A 21,204-nucleotide genomic window follows, 5' to 3' on the forward strand; every position below is an offset into this window, starting at 1 on the left:
CCGACAGTCGGTCTGTAAAATCCAAGGAGTACCAATGGACGGCATCAGCTACGTCGACGTGGGCGAGGGGCCGGTCAGCCTGTTCGTGCACGGCGTGGGCACCAGCTCGTACCTGTGGCGCCACGTCATCGAGGCGTTCCGTGACGAGCGCCGCTGCGTGGCCATCGACCTGCCGCTGCACGGCGGGAGCGCCCCGCGCGACGACCTGTCGATCCCTGCACTGGCCGAGGCCGTCGAGGAGCTGTGCGACGGTCTCGGGCTCACCGAGGTGGATCTCGTCGCCAACGACACCGGCGGCGCCGTGGCCCAGGTCTTCGCCGTACGCCACCGCGAGCGCCTGCGTACGCTCACCCTCACCAACTGCGACGTGCACACCAACGCCCCGCCCGAGGCGTTCATCCCCACGGTCGAGCTGGCCGCCAGGGGCGAGCTGGCCCCGCTGACCGCGGTCGTGCTGGACCAGCCGGAGCTGCTGGCCCAGACCGCCTTCGGCGAGGGCTATGAGCGGATCGACGACCCGGCGGAGCTGGTGGACGCGTTCCTGCGGCCGATCTTCGCCAAGCCCGACGGCGGCCGCGCCTTCGAGCGGATGCTGACCTCCATCGACGCCAAGGACCTGGTCGCCATCGAGCCGCAGCTCACCGTGCTGACCGTGCCGACGCTGGTGGTCTGGGGCACGGGGGACGTGTTCTTCGACGTGAGCTGGGCCCGCTGGCTGCGTGACACGATCCCCGGCGTCAAGGAGGTCGTCGAGATCGAGGGCGGGAGGCTGTTCTTCCCCGACGAGCGGGCGGACGAGCTGGTGCCGCATCTGCGCCGGTTCTGGGCCCAGTCCTGAGCACCCGCCCCAGCCGTAAGATCGGCGGCATGCACCTGGAGACACTGCGCCGCTACCCCGTCAAGTCGATGCTGGGGGAGGAGATCCCCGAGAGCGAGGTCACCGGGCGCGGGCTCGCCGGGGACCGGGCGCGGGCGGTGCTGGACGTCGCGACCGGGAAGATCGCCAGCGCCAAGAACCCGCGGCTCTGGCGCGGCCTGCTGATGATCGAAGGTGCCCGGGTCCCGGCGGACGAGGAGCTGTCGGAGCTGCTGGGGCGAGAGGTGCGGCTGATCGACGTGCCGCCGGAGGGCGCCGAGTTCGAGCGCTCAGTGCCGGAGCGGGTGCTGGCCGAGGGGATCGACGCGGAGGTCCCCCACACCGTCGGCCGGCTCGGCGGCGCGGCCCCCGAAGGCACGTTCTTCGACTTCGCGCCGATCCACCTGATCACCACCTCCGCCGTCGGGCGGATCGGGGCGCTCAGCCCGCGCGGGCACGTCGAAGCCCTCCGCTACCGGCCCAACCTGGTCATCGGGACGGAGGAGGAGGGCTTCCCCGAGAACGACTGGGTGGGCCGGGAGCTGCACGTGGGTGACGAGGTGGTGCTGGAGGTCATCGTGGCGAGCCCGCGCTGCGCCGTGCCGACCCTGGCGCACGGGCCGCTGGAGCGCGACGCCGAGGCGCTGCGCACAGTGGCCAGGCACAACCGGGTGCGGGTGTTCGACATGGGGCCGCAGCCGTGCGCGGGGGTGTACGCGCGAGTGCTGCGGCCCGGCCGGATCAAGAAGGGCGACCGGGTGCGGCTCGACGCTCCTCGCCACCCGTGACGGCTCAGGCCAGGGGCGTCAGGTACTTGTCCAGGTCGTCGAGGATCTTGCCTGCGGCCGTGACGCCGATCCCGGTCATCCAGACCTCGTCGTCCACGTTGTGCGCGTTGCCCGACTTGACCGCCTTCAGGTTCTTCCACAGCGGCCCGCCGGTCACCGCTGCCTGTGACTTGGCGGCGGCGTCCCCGTAGGCCGTGTAGAAGATCACGTCGGCGTCGGCCTTGGCGATGTTCTCCTGGCTCAGCTTGCCGAAGCGCTTGTCCTGCTGGTCGGCCAGCTGCTGCGCCTCGGGCCGGGGGATGCCGGCGTCGCCCACCACGATGCCGCTGAACGACTCGGGTCCGTACATGCGGATCTCGGTGGGCATGAACCGCACGATGCTCACCTGCAGTTTCGAGAACTTGCCCCCCACCTCCTCGGCCCGCTTCTCATACCCCGACAGCAACTGCTGGGCCTGGTCCTTCTTGCCCAGCGCCTCGGCGTCGAGCAGGAAGTTCTCCTTCCAGGTGATGCCCACCTTCTCGGTGAACACGGTCGGCGCGATCTTGCTGAGCTTGTCGTAGAAGGCGGCCTGGCGGAACTTGGTGCCCAGGATGAGGTCCGGCTTGAGCGCCATGATGGCCTCGATGTTCGGGGCCTGAAGGGTGCCGACCGCCTTGGTGGCCGACAGGGCCGAGCCGAGATACGCGGGCCACTTCTGGTTCTCCTGAGCCTGCGCCGCGCCGATGGGCGCCATGCCGAGCGAGACCATCGTGTCGAGTTTGTCCGTGTCGAGCACCACGACCCGCTTGGGGGTCATCGGCACCTTCGTCTCTCCCATGGCGTGCTTGACGGTCCGGGTCGGGCCCGCGTCCTGGGAGGAGGTCGACGTCCCGCAGGCGGCGAGGGCGAGGACGGGGAGCATGGCGGCGACGGCCAGGCGAAGGCGCATGAGTATTCCTTGATCGGTTTAGGTTAGCCAACCCTAAGTATCGCATGACCGATATAGCTGAACCGAAATCGCATCAGTGAGTAATCCGAAACTTCGCCGAAACACCGCCCCGGCGAGATTCACGAATGTGAAACACGCCTGGTCGAGCCACGAAACCCCGGGCGAACACGCTGTGGCCACACGTCACATGTAAGGAGGGTCGCGTCGTGAAGATCGATAGCGGCACCACAGCCTGGATGCTCGCGGCCACCGCGTTGGTGTTGCTGATGACTCCGGGCCTCGCTTTCTTCTACGGGGGCATGACCAGGGCCAAGAGCGTCCTGAACATGATGATGATGTCGTTCGGCGCCATCATCACGGTGACCATCGCCTGGGTGCTGTTCGGACACTCGCTGGCGTTCACCGACAACGCCAGCTCGGCGATCAACAACGTGATCGGCGGTTTCGACGCCCTCGGCCTGCAGAGCCTGGTGGACACCGCCACCAAGGACGACGGCACCGGCATGCCGAGCCTGGTCTTCTCCGCCTTCCAGCTGACGTTCGCCATCATCACCGTCGCTCTGATCAGCGGCGCGATCGCGGACAGGGCGAAGTTCGGCGCGTGGATCCTCTTCAGCATCCTGTGGGCGACGATCGTCTACTTCCCCGTCGCGCACTGGGTGTGGGGCACCGGCTGGCTCAACACGATGGGCATCGAGGACTTCGCGGGAGGCACGGTCGTCCACATCAACGCCGGTGCCGCCGGCCTGGCATTGTGCTTCGTGCTCGGCAAGCGCTCGGGCTGGCGCAAGGAGCCGATGCGGCCCCACAACCTTCCCTTCGTCCTGCTCGGCGCGGGCCTGCTGTGGTTCGGCTGGTTCGGCTTCAACGCCGGCTCCGAGCTGGCCGTCGACGGCACGGCCGGCCTGGCGTTCATGAACACCCAGATCGCCACCGCGGTCGCCGCCGGTGCCTGGCTCGTCGTGGAGAAGATGCGCGACGGGCACGCCACCAGCCTCGGCGTCGCCTCCGGCGCGGTCGCCGGCCTGGTCGCCATCACCCCCGCCTGTGGTTTCGTGGACCCGTGGGCCGCGATCCTCATCGGCCTGCTCGCCGGCGTCATCTGCGCCTACGCCGTGGGCCTGAAGTACAAGCTCGGCTTCGACGACTCGCTCGACGTGGTCGGCGTGCACCTGGTGGGTGGCGTCATCGGCGCCGTCTCGCTCGGCTTCCTGGCCGCCTACCCCTTCCTGGACCAGCAGAGCAAGGGCCTGTTCTACGGCGGCGGCGTCGGCCAGCTGGGCCTGCAGGTTCTCGGCCCGGTCGCGGTCGGCGGCTACTCCTTCGTCATCACCTGGGTCCTCGGGAAGATCATCGACAAGACGATGGGCTTCCGGATCTCCACCGAGGAAGAGCTCACCGGCATCGACGTCACCACGCACGCCGAGACGGGGTACGACCTCGGCACGGTCTACGCCTCCGGCGTGACCTCCTCCAACGGGCCCGCCCCGGCAGTCAAGAAGGTGGACGCATGAGGCTCATCACGGCGATCATCAAGCCCTTCAAGCTGGATGACGTGAAGGCGGCACTGGAACAGTTCGGCATCAAGGGAATGACGGTCAGCGAAGCGAGCGGCTACGGCCGTCAGCGCGGCCACACCGAGGTCTACCGCGGCGCCGAGTACCAGGTCGACCTGGTGCCGAAGGTCCGCCTGGAGGTCCTCGCCGAAGAGGATGACGCCGAGGACGTGATCGACGTCATCGTCAAGGCAGCGCACACCGGCAAGATCGGCGACGGCAAGGTCTGGTCCGTCCCGGTGGACACCGTCATCCGTGTACGCACGGGAGAACGGGGTCCTGAAGCCCTGTGACCTGGACAGCGCGAAGCCGGGACAAGGACGTCAGGGCGGAGCACGACAGGGTATCCACGATGGATCCGCGGCGACGCCCGGACGACGGCGTCCGGGCGGAGCTCGGCAAGGGGGCACAGTAGTGAGGGGAGAGGCCCGTTCGTACGCCGCGGCCCGCAAGGAGCGGGCCGCGGACACCGACCGCTGGCTCAAGGATCTCTTCAGAACGGCGAGCGACGGCGACCACGTCTCACTGGTCGCCGTCGGCAGCCTGGGAAGGGGCGAGCTGGCCCCGGGCAGCGACCTCGACCTGGTCCTGCTGCACAACGGCCGGGCCGACGTGGCGAGGATCGCCGACCGGATCTGGTATCCGATCTGGGATTCCGCGGTCAACCTCGACCACTCCGTGCGGACGGTCGATGAGGCGGTGAGCGTCGCCAGGCAGGACCTGAAGGCCGTGCTCGGTCTCATCCAGGCCAGGCACGTGGCGGGCGACCCGGAGCTGACCAGGAAGGCCAGGGAGGCGGTGCTGGCCGAGTGGCGGGCCGACTCCCGGCGCAGGCTCGGCGAGCTTCGCGACGCCGCCGACAAGCGGGCCCAGGTCAGCGGCGAGCTGGCCTTCCTGCTCGAACCCGATCTCAAGGACGGCCGCGGCGGGCTCCGCGACGTCCAGGCCATGCAGGCGGTGGCCGCCGCCTGGGTCGCCTCGGCCCCGGGCCCCAGGGCGCGTGAGGCGTACGAGTTCATCCTGGACGTGCGGCACGCGCTGCACATCGTCACCGCCCGCGGCACCGACCGCCTGGTGCTGCAGGAGCAGGACGCCGTGGCCGGGCTGCTCGGCCTGCTCGACGCCGAGGCGCTCATGCGCAGGCTCGCCGAGGCGGGCCGTACGATCTCCCACGCCTTCGACGGCACCTGGCGGACCGTTGACAGGCTGGTGTCAGGTCCCGCTCCCCGAGGCCGCCGCCCGCTGGCGGACAGCGTGGTCGAGCACGGCGGCGAGGTGGTGCTCGCCAGGGGTGTCAATCCGCGCAAGGACCCTGTGCTGGTGCTGCGTGCCGCCGCCGCGGCCGCCGACTCCGGGCTGCCGCTCGCTCCCGCCACGATGTCCGTGCTCGCAGCTCAGTCGCCTCCCATGCCGGTGCCATGGCCGGAGGAGGCGCGCGACTGCCTGGTGTCGATCCTCGGTGCGGGCCGCGCCGCCGTGCCCGTGTGGGAGGAGCTGGACCAGGCGGGCATTCTTGTCAAACTGCTTCCTGACTGGGAACGCGTACGCCATCGTCCCCAGCGCAACCCGATCCATCGCTTCACGGTCGACAGGCACCTGATCGAGGCCGCCGCGAACGCCGCCAGCCACACCCGCGAGGTCTCACGTCCCGACCTCCTGCTGATCGCGGCGCTCCTGCACGACGTCGGCAAGGGCTGGCCGGGGGATCATTCCGCCACGGGCGAGGTCGTGGTCCGCGACATCGCCACGCGCATCGGCCTGCCCCCGCAGGACGTCGAGACCCTCGCCACCGTCGTACGCCACCACCTGCTGCTGCCCGAGACCGCGACCCGCAGGGACCTCGACGACCCCGTCACGATCGAGAAGGTCGCCGCCACCGTCGGCACGCGGGAGGTCCTCGACCTCCTGGCCGCGCTGGCCGTCGCGGACGGGCACGCGACCGGTCCCGCCGCCTGGAACAGCTGGAAGGCGGGGCTCGTCGCCGACCTCGTGCGCCGCGTCAGGTCCGTGCTGGCCGGCTCGCCGCCGCCCAAGCCGCCGACCCTGTCGGCCGAGCAGGCCGCGCTCGCCAGGCACGGCGGCGGCGCCGTGCGCGTCAACGGGGGAGCGGTCACGGTCGTCGCACCCGACCGCGTGGGGCTGCTGTGGAGCGCCGCAGGCGTGCTCTCCGCGCACCGGCTCATCGTGCGCTCGGCCTCGTCCGCCTCCGCGGGCTCCACGGCGGTGATCGAGTTCTCGGTCATCCCCGAGTACGGCTCTCCGCCCGACCCTGCGACACTGGAGTCCGATCTCCGTCTCGTCCTTGCTGGCCGTCTTGACATCGAACAGAGATTGGCCCGCCGCGCCCGCTCCATGAGGCCGCCCCGGGTGCCTGTGGCTCCACCTCGCGTAACACTGGTCGATGACGCCTCCGCGACCGCCACTGTGGTGGAAGTCAGGGCCCATGACAAGCCGGGACTTCTGTGGCGTATAGGACGGGCGTTCGGTGAGTGTGGTCTTGACGTGAGGGCCGCTCGCGTAGAGACTCTCGGCGCGGAGGCGGTGGACGTCTTCTATGTCGTGGATCGTGCAGGTCGCCCCCTCAGCGACGCCGCGCAGAGGGCACAAGTCCACGATCAGGTCCTTGCCGCACTGCGATAACCAACAGCACACGACTACCGGTCGCATTTGTAACAATTGTGTCCGAAATGCCGGTTAAGTCAGAAGCTGCGGATACCTTGTGGACGGCTTGAAGGCCCGTCGTGGGCGGGACGAATTGAGGGGTACGGGAAGCAGTGACTACGGGGAACTCCGACAGCGGCTTCGCCGCGAAGCGGGACCGCGGGAAGCGGTCACTGCCACGCCTCGGCCTGCGGAACTGGCGCGTGAGGTGGCGGCTCACCGCGCTCATCCTGGTGCCCACGATCGCCGGCGTCGTGCTCGGGGGAGCGCGCGTGGTGGGGTCGGTCCAGAGCATCGCCGACTACGACCGCACGGCGACCGGAGCCGACCAGGCGGGCCACATCCGCGACCTCGTACAGGCGCTGGGCCTGGAGCGTGACACGGGCGGCTGGATCGGTGCCAGCCGCGCGGTGCGCAAGAAGCTCACCCCGCTGCTCGACCAGCGCAAGGCGGCGGTGGACACGCTGGTCAAGACCGTGAACGCCGACCTCGACACGATGGACGACTCGTACGGCCCCCGCATCGTCAAGGCCGCCCAGCAGGCCAAGTACGACCTGAGCCGGCTGCCGAAGATCAGAACCGAGGGCCAGGCCGACACCATCCGGTACGACTTCCTCACCGACACCCTGCTCAAGCTGCACGACGAGCTGAGCCTGCTGTCGGACGACTCGGAGATCATCGGCCAGTTCCGCGCCCTGAACGCGCTCGCGGCGGCCAAGGAGGAGATCTCCAGGCAGCGCATCCAGCTGCTCCAGGCCTCCTACAACCCCGAGCGCGTGGACGCCAAGGAGGTCGAGCAGTTCATCGCCTCCAACGCCCGCCAGCTGCGCGACATCTCCGACGTCGGGGCGGAGGCCGGCGCCGACGTCGGGCTCAAGCTGTCCAGGGCGCTCACCTCCAACACCCAGTACGTGAACGTCCAGCTCACCAAGTCCCGCGCGATCACGCTGGCCAGCGGCCGGGCGCCGGGCGCGCGGATCAACGACAACCTGATCTCCGCCGACGGCAGCCGCGACCAGTGGTTCAACGACAACACGGCCAGCGTCAAGGTGCTGAGCGGGATCGAGAAGCAGCTGGCCGGCGAGGTGGGCCTGCGCAGCAAGGAGCTGCGCGAGTCCGAGATCCGCAACGCGATCATCGCGGGCGCCCTGATCCTGGCGCTGCTGCTGCTCGTCCTGCTGCTCACCGTGGCCATCGCCCGCTCCATGGTCGGCCCGCTGCGCAGGCTGCGTACGGAGGCGCTGGAGGTGGCCGGCTTCCGGCTGCCCGACGTGGTGCACCAGCTGCGGGCCAGCGGGGACGCGTCCGTGGGCGACGTGCGGCCGATCGAGGTCGAGGGCAACGACGAGATCGGTGAGGTGGCCAGGGCCTTCGACCAGGTGCACCGGCAGGCCGTGCGCCTGGCGGGCGAGGAGGCCGAGCTGCGCAGCAACATCAGCTCGATGTTCGTCAACCTCTCGCGCCGCACCCAGACGCTGGTCGAACGGCAGATCTCGCTCATCGACGGCCTGGAGAAGGGCGAGCAGGACGGCGGCCGGCTGTCCGACCTGTTCAAGCTCGACCACCTGGCCACCCGCATGCGCCGCAACTCCGAGAACCTCCTGGTCCTCGCCGGTCACGAGGCCACCCGCCGGCGCAGCCAGCCCGCCAAGCTGGTCGACGTCGTACGCGCCGCCCTGTCGGAGGTCGAGGGCTACGAGCGCGTCCAGGTCAAGGTCCACCGGGGCACCTCCGTGCTCGGCAGCGCCGCGAACGACCTGGTCCACCTGGTCGCCGAGCTGGTCGAGAATGCCATCCAGTTCTCCCCGAGCAACTCCCAGGTCATGGTCACCAGCAGCCTCATCGAGGGCGGCGGCGCGCTGCTGTCGGTGAGCGACACCGGCATCAGCATGACCGAGGACGAGCTGGCCGAGGCCAACCGCCGCCTGGCCGAGCCGCCCGTCGTGGACGTGTCGGTCTCGCGGCGCATGGGTCTGTTCGTGGTCGGCCGCCTGGCACTGCGCCACGGCATCCGGGTGCAGCTCAGGAAGGGCGAGGGCGCCGGGCTGATCGCCATGGTCCTGCTGCCGCCCTCGCTGATCAGCGACGGCACGCAGCAGCAGCCGCTGCCGCAGCGGCCCGCTTTCGGCGGCGGCACCGTGCCGGCCCCGGCGGCCCCGCCTGTGCAGAACGGGACGTTCAGGTCGTTCGGCAGTTTCGACTCCTTCGACGGCGGCGGGCGGCCCAGCGGCCCCTCTCCCCGGCACGGCTACCGGCCTCCTCAGAGCACGCCGGAGCCGCGTTCGTACGACAGCGCGCCGTTCCAGTCGGACCCCGGCAGGACAGGCGTGAACGGCTTCACCGCCGACACCGACGGCGGCTCGTACCGCAGGCAGTCGGCCTCGTTCGACTCGAGCGCCTACCCCTCGTTCCCGAGCGCAGGCTCTTACCCATCTGGTAATGGCGCGTTCCAGACGCCTCCGCCGGCCCCGTCGTACCCCACGAACGACGTGCGCAGGCCGGACCCGACGCCCTCGGTCGACGTGTCGCCGATGGAGGCCGACCGGGAGGAATACCTGCCGATCTTCGCGTCGGTGGAGTCCGCCTGGTTCCGCAGGCCGCCCAATGAGACGGGCGAGGTGGCGCCGCAGTCGGTAGGCGGGGGTGAGGACAAGCCCTCGCAAGCCGTACCCTCTGGGGAGGAAGCGTGGCGAACGGCGGCCGACGCCGGTTGGCGCGCGGCGGCCGCTGCCGCCGAGCCCAGCCTCGGCGGCATCACCGCCGCCGGGCTACCGAAGCGCACCCCCAAGGCCAATCTGGTTCCCGGTACGGCGAACCAGCCGGCGCAGCCGCAGCAGCCGCAGCGGCCCGCTCCGACGCCGCCGATCTCGGCGGACCGGATGCGTAGCCGGATGGCCAGTTACCAGCAGGGCGTGCGACGGGGCCGCCAGGAAGTTCGTGGACAGGAGGAACAGAGTGAGTAAGCGTCCCGCCGGGGAGGATGCGTGACAACCCTTAGTCATGAGGCGAACAGGTTCGACTGGCTGATCACCGACTTCGTGCGTAACACGCCCGGAGTCGCGCACGCGGTCGTGGTCTCGGCCGACGGCCTGTGCCTGGCCGCCTCTGAAGGCTTCCCGCCGGACCGGGCCGACCAGCTCGCCGCCGTTTCGGCGGGCCTGCTGAGCCTGACCGTGGGAGCCTCCAGGGTGTTCGAGGGCGGCGCGGTGACGCAGACGGTCGTCGAGATGCAGCGTGGCCTGCTCCTGGTCATGGCGATCAGCGACGGTTCAGTGCTCACGGTGCTGGCGGGTCCGGACTGTGACATGGGTCTGGTGGCGTACCAGATGACGCTGCTGGTGGACAGGGCCGGACAGGCACTCACGCCGGCCCTCCGGGCTGAACTCCAGGCCGCCAGGACCCGGTGATGTGATGGAACTGATGGGAGCGGGCCGTGTACGGCGTTGACGGAGCCGGGGACGACGAACCCCTGTTCCGTCCTTACGCGGTGACCGGCGGCCGATCCGAGCCGCGCTATCACCTAGCGATGGAGACGTTGATCTCGTCCATGTCGATCCCGGACGACGAGATGGCACTGCTCACCCCCGAGCAGGAGGCCATCATGCAGTTGTGCAGGTCGTTCCGGTCGGTCGCCGAGATCTCGGCCCTGCTCCGCGTCCCGCTGGGCGTGGCCAGAGTGCTAGTGGCGGACATGTCCGACGAAGGGCTTGTCCGCCTGCACCAGCCACGCCTCAGCCAGGGACAGCCAGACCTCAACATGCTCGAAAGGGTGCTCAGTGGACTACGCAGGCTCTAGCCCAGGGCTGACGTCGACGAAGATCGTCGTCGCCGGTGGGTTCGGCGTCGGCAAGACGACGTTCGTGGGGGCGGTGTCCGAGATCCTTCCGCTCACCACAGAAGCGGTGATGACCGACGCGTCCGCGGGCATCGACGACCTCGGTCTCACCCCGAACAAGCAGACCACGACCGTGGCCATGGACTTCGGCCGCCTGTCGCTCGACCGCGACCTGATCCTGTACCTGTTCGGGACGCCGGGACAGCACCGGTTCTGGTTCATGTGGGACGACCTGGTGCGGGGTGCTATCGGGGCGGTGGTGCTGCTCGACACGCGCCGGCTGGCCGACAGCTTCCCCGCGATCGACTACTTCGAAGAGGCCAAGCTGCCGTTCGTGATCGGCATCAACGGCTGGGACGGGCAGTTCCCGCACACCGACCAGGAGGTCAGGGAGGCGCTCGCGCTGTCGCCGCACGTGCCGATCGTGCGTACGGACGCCCGCCACCGCGAGTCGGTCAAGGCGACGCTAATCTCGCTGGTCGAGCACGTCGTACGGCTGCGCGCGGCACCCGTCCGCTAGGCCCACGGGACGCTCTCCAGCGAGTTGAGCACGGGGACCAGCTGCTCCTCCTCGTAGGCGAAGTGGGCCTCCAGCTCGTTCGCGACGCGGTCGAGCGTCTCGGGTTCTGCGGTCTCCCGCAGCTCCTCGACGAGCCCCGCGATCACCGTGTGCTCGGCGCGCAGCCGGTCGAGGGGCTCCTTCAACTCGGGGAAGAGCTTCTCCAGGTGCGGGAACGCCACCCGGTCCTCGCCGTTGTGGTGGAAGGTCATCGCGTCGCAGAACGCCAGGCACCGGGCCCGCAGGTCGAGGGTGCGAGCCGGCGCCCCTTCGCGCACCTTGGCCAGCTCGCCTCTCAGATAGTCGTGGATCCTGGCCAGCTCGTCCCCGAACGCCTGCAGCCGCTCGGTCTCGGGGTAGAGCGCGATGACCGGGATGACCCGGCCGGTGCCCTCCTGGTAGGCGGCGAAGGCCGGGTCGATGGAGCTCTGCCTGGCGTACATGCGGTCGCGCTCCTCGCCCTCGAGCGGCGCCGCCCTGGCCGCGAACCGCTCTTCCCCCAGCTCGACGATGACCCTGGGGTTGGCCAGCACATTGTGGTACCAGGCCGGGTGGGCGTCGGCGCCCGCGTTGGAGGCGAACACCAGGACCCGCTCGCCGTCCCGCAGGTAGACGGCCGGGTTGGTACGCCGCCGGCCCGACTTGGCGCCGGTGGTGGTGAGCAGGACGAGAGGCGCGCCCTCGAACATGCCGCCGACCTTGCCGCCGTTCGCCCGGAACTCCTCGATCACCTGCTGGTTGAAATCGGTCACGTCACTATCCTTAGACGAGGCTTCATATTTGCTTTGCAACCAAAGCTAATTTAGACAGCAAGGTATTGGGGATGTCAACAGACGGCTTGAGCGTGGACGACGGGATCAGGACGCTGCTGCTGCTGATGCCGCGCATGGTGGGGCGGGCCAAGCGCCTCGGGGTGCCTCCGGAGCTGGAGTCGCTGTCGCTGGCGCCCAGGCACCTGTCGCTGCTGGCGTACCTGCTGTTCGACGGCCCGATGACGGTGAACGAGCTGGCGTCGCGGCTGGAGGTGGCGCCCGCGACGGTCAGCCTGATGGTGGGGGATCTGAACCGGAAGGGTGTCCTCGACCGGCGCGAGGACGATGCCGACCGGCGCCGCACGATCGTGAGCATCGCCGACCGGCACACGAAGTCGATCAACGAGTGGCTGGGCTACGGCGCCACGGCCTGGCGCCAGGCCCTGGGGCCGCTCACGCCCGAGCAGCGCCGGATGTTCGTGGACACCCTCAAGGCCTACGAACAGGCGCTTTCCGGCAGTTAGCCGCGCCTTCCGCGCGTCACCGTGACTCGCACGGGCTCCCCACCGACGTGGACTGACGTCCCCGGGGACCGTGTGCCGGTGGTGGTTTCCGTCACGGCGGCGGGTGGGGTGGCGTGGGTGAGTCGCGGTGACGGGCGGACAATGGGGCTAGCGGTCGAGCCGCTGGTAGAGGCGTACCGACAGGACGAAGAAGACGGCGGTGATCGCCACCGGCCAGATCACCGCCATCAGGACGGCGTGCTGGGCCACCCATGAGTCCCCGCCCCACCCAGGGTTCCCGAAGAGCTCACGGGCCGCCGCCACGGTGGACGACAGCGGATTCCACTCCGAGATCGCCCCCAGCCAGCCGGGCATCGTGTCAGGGGCCACGAAGGCGTTCGACAGGAAGCCGATCGGGAACTCCAGCGTCTGGATCGCCACGACCCCGCCCGGATCCTTCGTCAGCAGCCCGAGGTACATGCCGGCCCACAGCAGCGAGAAGCGCAGGAGCAGCAGCAGGCCCACCGCGCCGAGCGCGCCGGAGAACGAGGAGGGACGCCAGCCCACCGCCAGGCCGCAGACCAGGAGCCCGGCCAGCACCAGGACCGAGTTGAGCAGGTCCGCGACGGCCCGGCCGATCAGGACCGCCGAGGGAGCCATGGGCATGGAGCGGAAGCGGTCGGTGACGCCCTTGGACGCGTCGGTGGTGACGGCGATCATGGTGGCACTCAGCCCGAAGAGCATCGTCATGCCGTACATGCCCGGCATGAGGAAGGCGAAGTAGCCGGCCCCCGAGGGCACCTCGACCGCGCCGCCGAACAGATAGCCGAAGGCCAGCGTGATCATCACGGGGAAGAGGACCCCGAACACCACCGTCATCGGCTGGTTGGCCCAATGGATCAGGTCGCGGCGGGCGACCGTCCATCCGTCGGCCAGAGCCCATCTCATTTCGCGCCACCTCCGGCGTCAGTGAGGTTCAGGAAGACTTCGTCCAGCGTGGGGCGGCGCAGCGCGACGTCCTCGACCTCGATCGCCGCCGCGGCCAGGGCCGCGAGCACCTCCGTGAGGGCCCGCACCCGCTCGCTCACCGGCGCGCTCACGTGCCTCGTGTCCCGGTCGACCTCGGCCGGCCCGGACGCGATCCTTCCGATGATCCCGGCGGCCTCGTCGAGCCGCGCCGGGTCGTGGATCACCACGTCGAGCCGGTCGCCGCCGAGCTTGGCCTTGAGCTCGTCCGGCGTCCCCTCGGCCACCACCCGCCCGGAGTCGATCACCGAGATCCGGTCCGCGAGCTGGTCGGCCTCCTCGAGGTACTGGGTGGTCAGCAGCACGGTCGTGCCGCCCGCCACGAGTTCGCGCACCGCGCGCCAGATCTCCGCGCGGCTGCGCGGGTCCAGCCCTGTCGTCGGCTCGTCGAGGAACAGCACGGGCGGCGCGAGGATCATGCTGGCCGCGAGGTCGAGCCTGCGCCGCATACCGCCCGAATACTCCTTGGCCGGGCCCTTGTGGTCCAGCCCGAACCGTTCGAGCAGCTCGTCCGCCCTGGCCCGGGCCTTCGGCGCGCTGAGGTGGTAGAGGCGGCCGAACAGCTCGAGGTTCTGCCGGCCGGTCAGGATCTCGTCCACCGCCGCGTGCTGGCCGACCAGGCCGATGCTGCGGCGTACCTGGCGGGGGTGGGTCGCCACGTCGAATCCCGCCACCTCAGCGCGGCCGCCCGAGGCCCGCAGGAGCGTGGTGAGGATGCGGACGGCCGTGGTCTTGCCCGCGCCGTTGGGGCCGAGCAGGCCGCAGACCGTGCCCCGGCCCACGTCGAGATCGATCCCGTCCAGCGCCGCCTTCTCGCCGTACGTCTTGCGCAGGTCCTGCGCGAGCACCGCTGACATACGTGCCCCTTCTCCTGTCTTCGTACGCCGTACCGTACATCATACGGTTGAGACCATGCAACCGTACGGTGTACCGTACGGATGTGACCGTTGAGTACTCGGGAAAGGGCGACCCCGCGCGCAGCCTGGCGCTGCTCTGGCGGACCAGCGAGCGTGCCAGCCGCAAGGGCAAGCCCGAGCTGAGCGTCGACCGCATCGTGCGCGCCGCCATCGAGGTGGCCGACGCCGAAGGGCTGCAGGCGCTGTCCATGCGCCGCGTGGCGGAGCGGCTCGGCGTCGGGACGATGTCGCTCTACACGTACGTGCCGGGCAAGCCCGAGCTGTTCGACGTCATGCTCGACACCGTCTACGGCGAGACGGCCAGGCCGGAGGACGTGCCCGGCGGCTGGCGAGGCGGGCTGGAGCAGATCGCCAGGGAGAACTGGGCGCTCTACCTGCGCCACCCATGGCTGTTGCAGGTAGCGGCGAACCGCCCGGTGCTCGGGCCGAACGTCACAGCCAAGTACGACTACGAGCTGCGTGCCGTGGACGGCATCGGGCTGACGGACCTGGAGATGGACTCGGTGATCACGCTGGTCACCGGGTTCGTGCACGGGGCGGCGCGGGGCGCGGTGGAGGCGGCGCAGGCCGAGAGCCAGACGGGCATGACCGACGAGCAGTGGTGGGCCGCGCACGCGCCCTTCTTGAGCCGGATCGCGGACCCCGGGCGCTTTCCCACGGCCTCGCGCGTGGGGCAGGCCGCGGGCGAGGAGCTCAACGCGGCCTACAGCCCGGAGCACGCCTTCGAGTTCGGCCTGCAGCGCGTCCTCGACGGCATCGAGGCCCTGGTGAACAGCCGGGCGACGTGAGGGCTACTTCCCGGGTTGCTTCTCGGGATCGATGAGGAGGGCGATGGACTGCTGGGCCGAGCGGATGCGGCGGGTGCGCTCCGCGTCCGTCCCACCCAGCTTCAGCCCCTCCTCGGCGATCTCCCCGAACGCGGCGAACGAGGCCAGCCGCTGCCGCACGACCTTCTCGAACGCGTCGTCCTCGATCCGGTAGTACGTGGTGCGCTCACCCGGCCGGGTGCGGCGGCGCACGAGGCCGACGGAGGTCAGCAGGCGCATGTTGGACGTCATGGACGCCCGGCTGGCCCCGATCGCGTCGGCGATCTCGCCCGCGGACTGCTCGGCGGGGCTGCAGATCAGCAGCCAGCCGAGAATGCGTCCGGTGATGGGCGCCAGGCCCCAGGCGTCGCCGCAGAACATCGCCACGCGCTCGACCCAGTCGAGCGTGCGCTCGCGGTCATCGTCAGGAGCCATGGTGTTCAGTTTAGTTTGAAACAACTGTCACCTGTGCCGATGGAACTCCACGGGCTCCGGGGGCAGGGGCGTGTTGCCCAGGATGAGGTCGGCCGACTTCTCGGCGAGCATCATGACCGGGGCGTAGATGTTGCCGTTCGTGACGTACGGCATCGCCGAGGCGTCCACGACCCGCAGTCCGTCCAGGCCGTGGACGCGCATGGTGTCAGGGTCCACGACGGACATGTCGTCCGTGCCCATCCTGCAGGTGCAGGAGGGATGGAGGGCGGTCTCGCCGTCCCTGGCCACCCAGGCGAGGATCTCCTCGTCCGTCCGCACGCCGGGTCCCGGGGAGATCTCCCCGGCGTCCAGGTCCGACCAGGCGGGCTGGGCGAGGATGGCCCGGGCGTGCCTGATGGCCTCCACCCACTCGCGGCGGTCCTGGGCCGTGGACAGGTAGTTGAAGCGCAGGGCGGGCTTCTCGCGGGGGTCGGCCGACTTGACGCGGACCGAGCCCCGGGCGTCCGAGTACATCGGGCCGATGTGCACCTGGTAGCCGTGGCCGCCGGCTGGGGCCGAGCCGTCGTAGCGGACCGCGATCGGCAGGAAGTGGAACATCAGGTTCGGGTACGCCACGTCGTCGTTCGACCGGATGAAGCCGCCCGCCTCGAAGTGGTTCGTGGCCCCGGGACCACCCCGGAGGAAGAGCCAGTTGGCGCCGATGAAGGGCCTGCGCCACAGGGCCAGGGACGGCTGCTGGGAGACCGGCTGCTTGCAGGCGTGCTGGACGTACACCTCGAGGTGGTCCTGCAGGTTCTCCCCGACGCCCGGGAGGTCGTGGACCACCTTGACGCCCACTTCCTCCAGGAGCGCCCTGGGACCCACACCCGACAGCTGCAGGAGCTGGGGGGTGTTGATCGCGCCGCCGCACAGGATGATCTCGCCGGCCTCCACGCGCCGCCCGTCGCAGACCACGCCGACGGCTCGCGTGCCCTCGAAGAGGATCTTCTCGACGAAGGCGCGGGTCCTGACCGTGAGGTTGCGCCGGCCGCGTACCGGATGCAGGTACGCGCGGGCGGCGCTGAGCCGGCGGCCTCGGTGGATGTTGCGGTCGAAGGCCGCGAAGCCCTCCTGGCGGTGGCCGTTCACGTCGTCGGTCAGCGGGTGGCCCGCCTGCTGGACCGCCTCGAAGAACGCCTCGAACAGCGGCCCTCGCGCCGGGCCGCGTTCGAGCTTCAGCGGGCCGTCGCCGCCGCGGAAGGCCGTGCCGGGGTCGGCCAGGCAGTTCTCCATCTTCTTGAAGTACGGCAGGCAGTGCGCGTAGTCCCAGTGCTTCATGCCGGGATCGGCCGCCCAGCGCTCGTAGTCGAGCGGGTTGCCGCGCTGGAAGATCATGCCGTTGATGCTGCTGGAGCCGCCCAGCACCTTGCCCCGGGCGTGGTAGATCCGGCGGCCGCCCATGTGCGGCTCCGGCTCCGACTCGTACTTCCAGTCGTAGAAGCGGCTGCCGATGGGGAACATCAGCGCGGCGGGCATGTGGATGAACACGTCCCACAGGTAGTCGGGCCGGCCGGCCTCCAGCACCAGGACCGACACCGAGGGGTCGGCGCTCAGCCGGTTGGCCAGCGCGCAGCCCGCGCTGCCCCCGCCGACGATGACGTAGTCGAACCTCAACGGGGGATCCAGTCCTTCCACACGATCTTGTTCTCCTGCACCCACTGCTGCGCCGCCTGCTCGGCGGTCATCTTCTCGTTGATCATGTCGCTGGCCACCGCGTTCTGGTCGTCGTTGGTCCAGCTGAAGTTGCGGACCAGCTCGTACGCCTTGCCGCCGGTCTCCGCGAACCTCTTACTGACGATCTTGTCGAGCAGGTACGGCGGGTAGTCGCAGGCGACCTTCTTCGGGTCGTCGTCGCAGCCCACGGCATACGGCGGCAGCGCGACCTTGACCAGCTTGACCTTGGTGAAGACCCATTGCGGCTCGTAGAAATACATCAGCAGCGCTGTCCGATTCTTGGTCGCGAACTCGGCCGCCTTGATCAACGCGGTCTCGCTGCCCGAGTAGACGACCTTGTAATTGAGCCCGAGGTTCTTGACGAGTGCCTCGTCGTTCGTCACGAAGCTCGGATCTCCGTCGAGGACCTGTCCGAGATTTCCGGTTTTATCGGTCCGGAAGAGGTGTGCGTACTTATTGAGGTTTCGGTAGTCCGTAATATCGGGATATTTCTTGACCATCCACTCGGGGACGTACCACCCGATCACACCTTTGTTCCCGGTGAGCCCGGCCGACAGGGCGACCTTCTTCTGCTCGATGTACTTCTTTTTCAGGTCGTTGTGACCCCAGCTCTCGACGATCACATCGACCTTGCCGGACTCGAAATCGTCCCAGGAATCGCTCTCCTTCATGGTCCGCTTGTGCACCGTGTAGCCCAGCTCGTGCTCGAGCAGGTACGCCAGCACGGCGGCCTGGGCCTCGTAGCCGACCCAGCCGTGGATGTCGATGTTGACGGTGCCCTTGGACCCGGCGGTGGCGGCAGGCCCCTCGCCGGAGCAGGCGGCCGCCAGGAGCAGGGCCGCGACCAGCGGCCCGACGAGCTTCTTCGTTCGCAACATGAGAGGTCTCCGGGAGACCGCAGCCCCGTGCGGGGGCTGCGGTCAAGAGGGCGTCACTTGGGGATCCAGGCCTGCCACTTGGCGGTGTTGGCCTCGATCCACTTCTTCGCGGCCTGCTCGCCGGTCATGCCGTTGTTGGTCATGTCGTTGGCGACCGCGTTCTGGTCCTCGTTGGTCCAGCTGAAGTTCTTGACCAGCTCGTACGCCTTGCCCCCGGAGCCGGCGAACTTCGTGCTGACGATCTTGTCGAGGTCCATCTCCGGGTAGTCGCAGGCGACCTTCTTGGCGTCCGCGTCGCAGCCCTCGGTCCAGGCCGGCAGGTTGACGCGGACCAGGTCCACCTTGTCGAAGAGCCAGTGCGGCGTCCAGAAGTAGAACAGCAGCGCCTTCTGCTGCTCCTGCGCCTGCGTGGCGGACTTGAGCAGGGCCGCCTCGCTGCCGCCTGTGACGACCTTGTAGTTCAGCTTCAGGTTCTTGACCAGGGCCTCGTCGTTGGTGACGTAGCTGGGGTCGCCGTCGAGGAGCTGGCCCTTGCCGCCGGACTCGGAGGTCTTGAACAGGCCGGCGTACTTGTTGAGGTTCTTGTAGTCGGTGATGTCCGGGTACTTGTCGGCCATCCACTTCGGCACGTACCAGCCGATGATGCCCTTGTTGCCGGTGGAGCCGGCCTCGACCGCGACCTTCTTCTCCTCGATGAACTTCTTCTTCAGGTCCGGATGACCCCAGTTCTCGATGATGACGTCGACGTCGCCGGTCTCGAAGCCCTCCCAGGCGACCTGCTCCTTGATCTCGGGCAGCTCGACGTTGTAGTGGAGCTCGTTCTTCAGCAGGTACGCGACGACGTTCGCGCTGGCCTCGTAGCCCACCCACGGGTTGATGGCGATCTTCACGGTCCCGGCGGGGGCGCTGGAGCCGGCCTGCGGGGCGGCGGCGGAGGAGCTGGGAGAGGTCTCGACCTTTGCTCCGCCGCAGCCCGCGGCGCCGAGCCCAAGGGCGAGGAGGCCTGCGAGCAGGCGAATCTTCATGTGAACTTCCTTTTTCGGGGGGAGGGGCGCCTGTCGGCGCCCTGCGTGATGCGGTCGAGCATGACTCCGAGCAGCACGGTCGCGATGCCGGCCACGAAGCCCATGCCGAAGTCGGTCCGCTGGGAGAACCCGACGACCACGTCGTAGCCGAGGGCCCCCGCCCCGACCAGGCCGCCGACGACCACCATGGCCAGCGTCATCACGATGCCCTGGTTGGCCGCGAGCAGGATCGCCCGTCTGGCCATGGGCAGCTGCACCTTCCACAGGAGCTGGCCGGGGGTCGAGCCCGCCGAGGCGGCCGCCTCGACGACCGTGGCGGGCACGCCCTTGATGCCGTCCTCGACCAGGCGCACCACCGGCGGCACCGCGTAGATGACGGAGGCGAAGATGGCGGTGAACCTGGTGGTCTCGAACAGCGCCAGCGCCGGCAGCAGGTAGACGAACGCCGGCATGGTCTGTGCGGCGTCGAGTATGGGCCGCTGCACGGCCGAGTAGCGCGGCGAGCGGGCCGCGGCCACCCCGAGCAGCAGGCCGATGACCAGCGTGACGAGCACCGCGACGGCGACCGTGGTCAGCGTCTGCATGGTGTGCTCCCAGACGCCGAGCAGCGCGATGGCCAGCAGGCAGCCCAGCGCCGTCAAGGCGGGGCGCAGCCCGCTCACCCACCAGGCGACGGTCAGCACCGCGAGCGCCATGAGCCACCACGGGGCCGAGGTGAGCAGCGACTCCAGCGGGTTGAGCAGGGCGAAGGTGGTGAGGTCCTTGACGAACGTGGTCACCGGGTACCAGGTCGTCTCGGCCCAGTGGACGGCGTCGTTGACCTCCGCGACGAAGTTCACCGTGAGCCCGTCCGGCCACGTCCTGGGGAGCACGGGGATGAGCGCGAGCCCGCCCACCGCGAGGACGCCGGCGCCTACGAGGTCGGCCCGGCTCAGCTTGGAGTGCGGTCCGCGGCGGGAGACCGCCATGGTCATCCTGTCCAGCAGCACCGCGATGACCACGATGGCGACGCCCGCGGGGAGCATGATGCCGACCTGCGCCCGCGACAGGCCGCGGATGATGTCGCCGCCCAGCCCCGGGGCCGAGATGAGGTTCGCGATGACGACCATGGACAGGGCCATCATGATCGTCTGGTTGACCGCCAGCGCCATCGTGGACCTGGCCAGCGGCAGGTAGACCTTGAACAGCGTCTGCGCGCGCGTGGCGCCCAGCGAGGTGGACGCCTCGACGGCGGTGGGGGAGACCTCCGAGACGGCCAGCGCGGTGATGCGGATCGCCGGCGGGATCGAGTAGATCATGGTCGCGATGGCCCCGGCCGGCGCGCCGATGTGGAAGAACAGCGCGAGCGGCGCCAGGTACGCGAACGTCGGCATGATCTGCATGACGTCCAGCACCGGCGTGATCGCCCGTCGCGCGCGGCGCGAGAGCCCGGCCCAGACGCCCAGCGGGATCCCGATCGCCAGCGACAGCAGCACGGAGACCGCGACCAGGGCCAGCGTGTCGACGCTCGACTGCCAGAGCCCGAGGTATCCGAACGCGCTCACGCCCGCGACCGCGAACAGCGCGATCCGCCAGCCGCCCGCCAGCCAGGCCAGCGCGCCGAGGATGCCGGTGATGCCGGGCCAGCCGAGCGCGTACAGGGTGACCTGGAAGAGGTCGTAGAGCCAGCCCACGAAGAGCCGGATGTAGTTGAGGAAGTACAGGAAGATCGGGTTGTCGTTGCGGTGGTCGTCGATCCACTCACGCAGGTCGGTGACGGCCAGGAACTGCGGCGCCTCCTTGTCGTGCGGCAGCGTCGCCGTGCCGCGGAAGACGAGGTACGCGACCACGAACAGGACCGCCACGCCGGCCGGGGCCGCCCACCTCGGCAACCGGAGCCCGCCCGGCGTGCTGACGGCCGTCGAGCTCATGCGGCCTCCTTCGTCGGCCGCATGAGCAAAGCACTGTGTCCGATGATTCGCTC

General features: G+C 69.5%; 20 protein-coding genes. 11 read left to right on the forward strand and 9 right to left on the reverse strand.

The annotated features are described in order from the left end of the window. The first annotated feature begins 34 nt into the window (after positions 1-34). Both ACQPWU_RS11110 and ACQPWU_RS11115 read left to right on the forward strand, forming a co-directional pair. On the forward strand, positions 35-838 hold the full coding sequence (locus ACQPWU_RS11110) for an alpha/beta fold hydrolase (protein ID WP_433438850.1): 804 nt from the start codon (positions 35-37) through the stop codon (positions 836-838). A gap of 29 nt (positions 839-867) precedes the next feature. Next, positions 868-1,644 (forward strand): MOSC domain-containing protein, encoded by a 777-nt coding sequence (locus ACQPWU_RS11115; protein WP_433438852.1) that lies wholly within the window; start codon positions 868-870, stop codon positions 1,642-1,644. A gap of 4 nt (positions 1,645-1,648) precedes the next feature. On the opposite strand, the gene ACQPWU_RS11120 is transcribed toward ACQPWU_RS11115, so the two are convergent. Beyond that, complete coding sequence (locus ACQPWU_RS11120) at positions 1,649-2,575, reverse strand: ABC transporter substrate-binding protein (RefSeq protein WP_433438854.1); 927 nt, start codon at positions 2,573-2,575, stop codon at positions 1,649-1,651. 206 nt (positions 2,576-2,781) lie between these two features. Between ACQPWU_RS11120 and ACQPWU_RS11125 the strand changes: the two genes are divergently transcribed. From ACQPWU_RS11125 to ACQPWU_RS11155, 7 genes are all read left to right on the forward strand, one after another. Continuing rightward, positions 2,782-4,089, forward strand: coding sequence for an ammonium transporter (locus ACQPWU_RS11125; RefSeq protein ID WP_433438855.1), 1,308 nt, complete (start codon positions 2,782-2,784; stop codon positions 4,087-4,089). Beyond that, on the forward strand, positions 4,086-4,424 hold the full coding sequence (locus ACQPWU_RS11130; protein ID WP_043616024.1) for a P-II family nitrogen regulator: 339 nt from the start codon (positions 4,086-4,088) through the stop codon (positions 4,422-4,424). Before ACQPWU_RS11125 ends, ACQPWU_RS11130 begins: the two co-directional genes overlap by 4 nt. 121 nt (positions 4,425-4,545) lie before the next feature. After that, positions 4,546-6,771 (forward strand): [protein-PII] uridylyltransferase, encoded by a 2,226-nt coding sequence (locus tag ACQPWU_RS11135; protein WP_433438858.1) that lies wholly within the window; start codon positions 4,546-4,548, stop codon positions 6,769-6,771. 224 nt (positions 6,772-6,995) lie between these two features. After that, complete coding sequence (locus tag ACQPWU_RS11140) at positions 6,996-9,755, forward strand: nitrate- and nitrite sensing domain-containing protein (RefSeq protein ID WP_433438860.1); 2,760 nt, start codon at positions 6,996-6,998, stop codon at positions 9,753-9,755. Between the two features lie 21 nt (positions 9,756-9,776). Further along, positions 9,777-10,199 (forward strand): roadblock/LC7 domain-containing protein, encoded by a 423-nt coding sequence (locus ACQPWU_RS11145; protein ID WP_344986924.1) that lies wholly within the window; start codon positions 9,777-9,779, stop codon positions 10,197-10,199. Positions 10,200-10,225: 26 nt separating this feature from the next. Then, the gene (locus ACQPWU_RS11150) at positions 10,226-10,588 is read left to right on the forward strand and encodes a DUF742 domain-containing protein (protein ID WP_360689240.1); all 363 of its coding nucleotides are present in this window, start codon (positions 10,226-10,228) and stop codon (positions 10,586-10,588) included. Beyond that, on the forward strand, positions 10,569-11,147 hold the full coding sequence (locus ACQPWU_RS11155) for a GTP-binding protein (RefSeq protein WP_360689239.1): 579 nt from the start codon (positions 10,569-10,571) through the stop codon (positions 11,145-11,147). The genes ACQPWU_RS11150 and ACQPWU_RS11155 overlap by 20 nt, the downstream gene beginning before the upstream one ends. Here the strand turns inward: ACQPWU_RS11155 and ACQPWU_RS11160 are convergent. After that, positions 11,144-11,938 carry a nitroreductase/quinone reductase family protein gene (locus ACQPWU_RS11160; protein WP_433438863.1) on the reverse strand — a complete coding sequence of 265 codons (795 nt, stop codon included), beginning with the start codon at positions 11,936-11,938 and terminating at the stop codon, positions 11,144-11,146. The two genes, ACQPWU_RS11155 and ACQPWU_RS11160, sit on opposite strands and share 4 nt — an antisense overlap. A 71-nt stretch (positions 11,939-12,009) precedes the next feature. Between ACQPWU_RS11160 and ACQPWU_RS11165 the strand changes: the two genes are divergently transcribed. Continuing rightward, complete coding sequence (locus ACQPWU_RS11165; RefSeq protein WP_433438865.1) at positions 12,010-12,462, forward strand: MarR family transcriptional regulator; 453 nt, start codon at positions 12,010-12,012, stop codon at positions 12,460-12,462. A gap of 147 nt (positions 12,463-12,609) precedes the next feature. Here the strand turns inward: ACQPWU_RS11165 and ACQPWU_RS11170 are convergent, their stop codons facing one another. Then, the gene (locus ACQPWU_RS11170) at positions 12,610-13,389 is read right to left on the reverse strand and encodes an ABC transporter permease (RefSeq protein WP_433438867.1); all 780 of its coding nucleotides are present in this window, start codon (positions 13,387-13,389) and stop codon (positions 12,610-12,612) included. Further along, complete coding sequence (locus ACQPWU_RS11175; RefSeq protein WP_433438869.1) at positions 13,386-14,324, reverse strand: ATP-binding cassette domain-containing protein; 939 nt, start codon at positions 14,322-14,324, stop codon at positions 13,386-13,388. The genes ACQPWU_RS11170 and ACQPWU_RS11175 overlap by 4 nt, the downstream gene beginning before the upstream one ends. A gap of 83 nt (positions 14,325-14,407) precedes the next feature. On the opposite strand from ACQPWU_RS11175, the gene ACQPWU_RS11180 reads away from it, so the two are divergent. Further along, positions 14,408-15,172, forward strand: coding sequence for a TetR/AcrR family transcriptional regulator (locus ACQPWU_RS11180; protein ID WP_433438871.1), 765 nt, complete (start codon positions 14,408-14,410; stop codon positions 15,170-15,172). Positions 15,173-15,175: 3 nt separating this feature from the next. Here ACQPWU_RS11180 and ACQPWU_RS11185 read toward each other — a convergent pair whose 3' ends face one another. Genes ACQPWU_RS11185 through ACQPWU_RS11205 form a run of 5 tightly spaced genes read right to left on the reverse strand, consistent with a single transcriptional unit; the run spans position 15,176 to position 21,151 of the window. Beyond that, positions 15,176-15,625, reverse strand: coding sequence for a GbsR/MarR family transcriptional regulator (locus ACQPWU_RS11185; protein ID WP_433438873.1), 450 nt, complete (start codon positions 15,623-15,625; stop codon positions 15,176-15,178). Between the two features lie 27 nt (positions 15,626-15,652). Next, complete coding sequence (gene betA / locus ACQPWU_RS11190; protein ID WP_433438875.1) at positions 15,653-17,299, reverse strand: choline dehydrogenase; 1,647 nt, start codon at positions 17,297-17,299, stop codon at positions 15,653-15,655. Then, a complete protein-coding gene (locus tag ACQPWU_RS11195) occupies positions 17,275-18,216 on the reverse strand; it encodes an ABC transporter substrate-binding protein (RefSeq protein WP_433438877.1) in 942 nt (313 codons plus the stop codon). The genes betA and ACQPWU_RS11195 overlap by 25 nt, the downstream gene beginning before the upstream one ends. Positions 18,217-18,269: 53 nt before the next feature. Continuing rightward, positions 18,270-19,241, reverse strand: a complete 972-nt coding sequence (locus ACQPWU_RS11200) for an ABC transporter substrate-binding protein (RefSeq protein WP_433438879.1) — start codon at positions 19,239-19,241, stop codon at positions 18,270-18,272. Then, on the reverse strand, positions 19,238-21,151 hold the full coding sequence (locus tag ACQPWU_RS11205; protein ID WP_433438881.1) for an ABC transporter permease: 1,914 nt from the start codon (positions 21,149-21,151) through the stop codon (positions 19,238-19,240). The genes ACQPWU_RS11200 and ACQPWU_RS11205 overlap by 4 nt, the downstream gene beginning before the upstream one ends. Positions 21,152-21,204 lie beyond the last annotated feature (53 nt).

It is taken from the genome of Nonomuraea sp. CA-141351, from assembly GCF_050944675.1.
In the GTDB taxonomy this organism is placed as follows: Bacteria; Actinomycetota; Actinomycetes; order Streptosporangiales; family Streptosporangiaceae; genus Nonomuraea.

Excerpts from the sequence above, each read along its gene's own strand:
- ACQPWU_RS11120 (WP_433438854.1), bottom strand. The coding sequence starts at position 2,575 with ATGCGCCTTCGCCTGGCCGTCGCCGCCATGCTCCCCGTCCTCGCCCTC.
- ACQPWU_RS11170 (WP_433438867.1), bottom strand. The coding sequence starts at position 13,389 with ATGAGATGGGCTCTGGCCGACGGATGGACGGTCGCCCGCCGCGACCTG.
- ACQPWU_RS11130 (WP_043616024.1), top strand. The coding sequence starts at position 4,086 with ATGAGGCTCATCACGGCGATCATCAAGCCCTTCAAGCTGGATGACGTG.
- ACQPWU_RS11185 (WP_433438873.1), bottom strand. The coding sequence starts at position 15,625 with ATGGCTCCTGACGATGACCGCGAGCGCACGCTCGACTGGGTCGAGCGC.
- ACQPWU_RS11165 (WP_433438865.1), top strand. The coding sequence starts at position 12,010 with ATGTCAACAGACGGCTTGAGCGTGGACGACGGGATCAGGACGCTGCTG.
- ACQPWU_RS11200 (WP_433438879.1), bottom strand. The coding sequence starts at position 19,241 with ATGAAGATTCGCCTGCTCGCAGGCCTCCTCGCCCTTGGGCTCGGCGCC.
- ACQPWU_RS11175 (WP_433438869.1), bottom strand. The coding sequence starts at position 14,324 with ATGTCAGCGGTGCTCGCGCAGGACCTGCGCAAGACGTACGGCGAGAAG.
- ACQPWU_RS11110 (WP_433438850.1), top strand. The coding sequence starts at position 35 with ATGGACGGCATCAGCTACGTCGACGTGGGCGAGGGGCCGGTCAGCCTG.
- ACQPWU_RS11195 (WP_433438877.1), bottom strand. The coding sequence starts at position 18,216 with ATGTTGCGAACGAAGAAGCTCGTCGGGCCGCTGGTCGCGGCCCTGCTC.
- ACQPWU_RS11115 (WP_433438852.1), top strand. The coding sequence starts at position 868 with ATGCACCTGGAGACACTGCGCCGCTACCCCGTCAAGTCGATGCTGGGG.
- ACQPWU_RS11205 (WP_433438881.1), bottom strand. The coding sequence starts at position 21,151 with ATGAGCTCGACGGCCGTCAGCACGCCGGGCGGGCTCCGGTTGCCGAGG.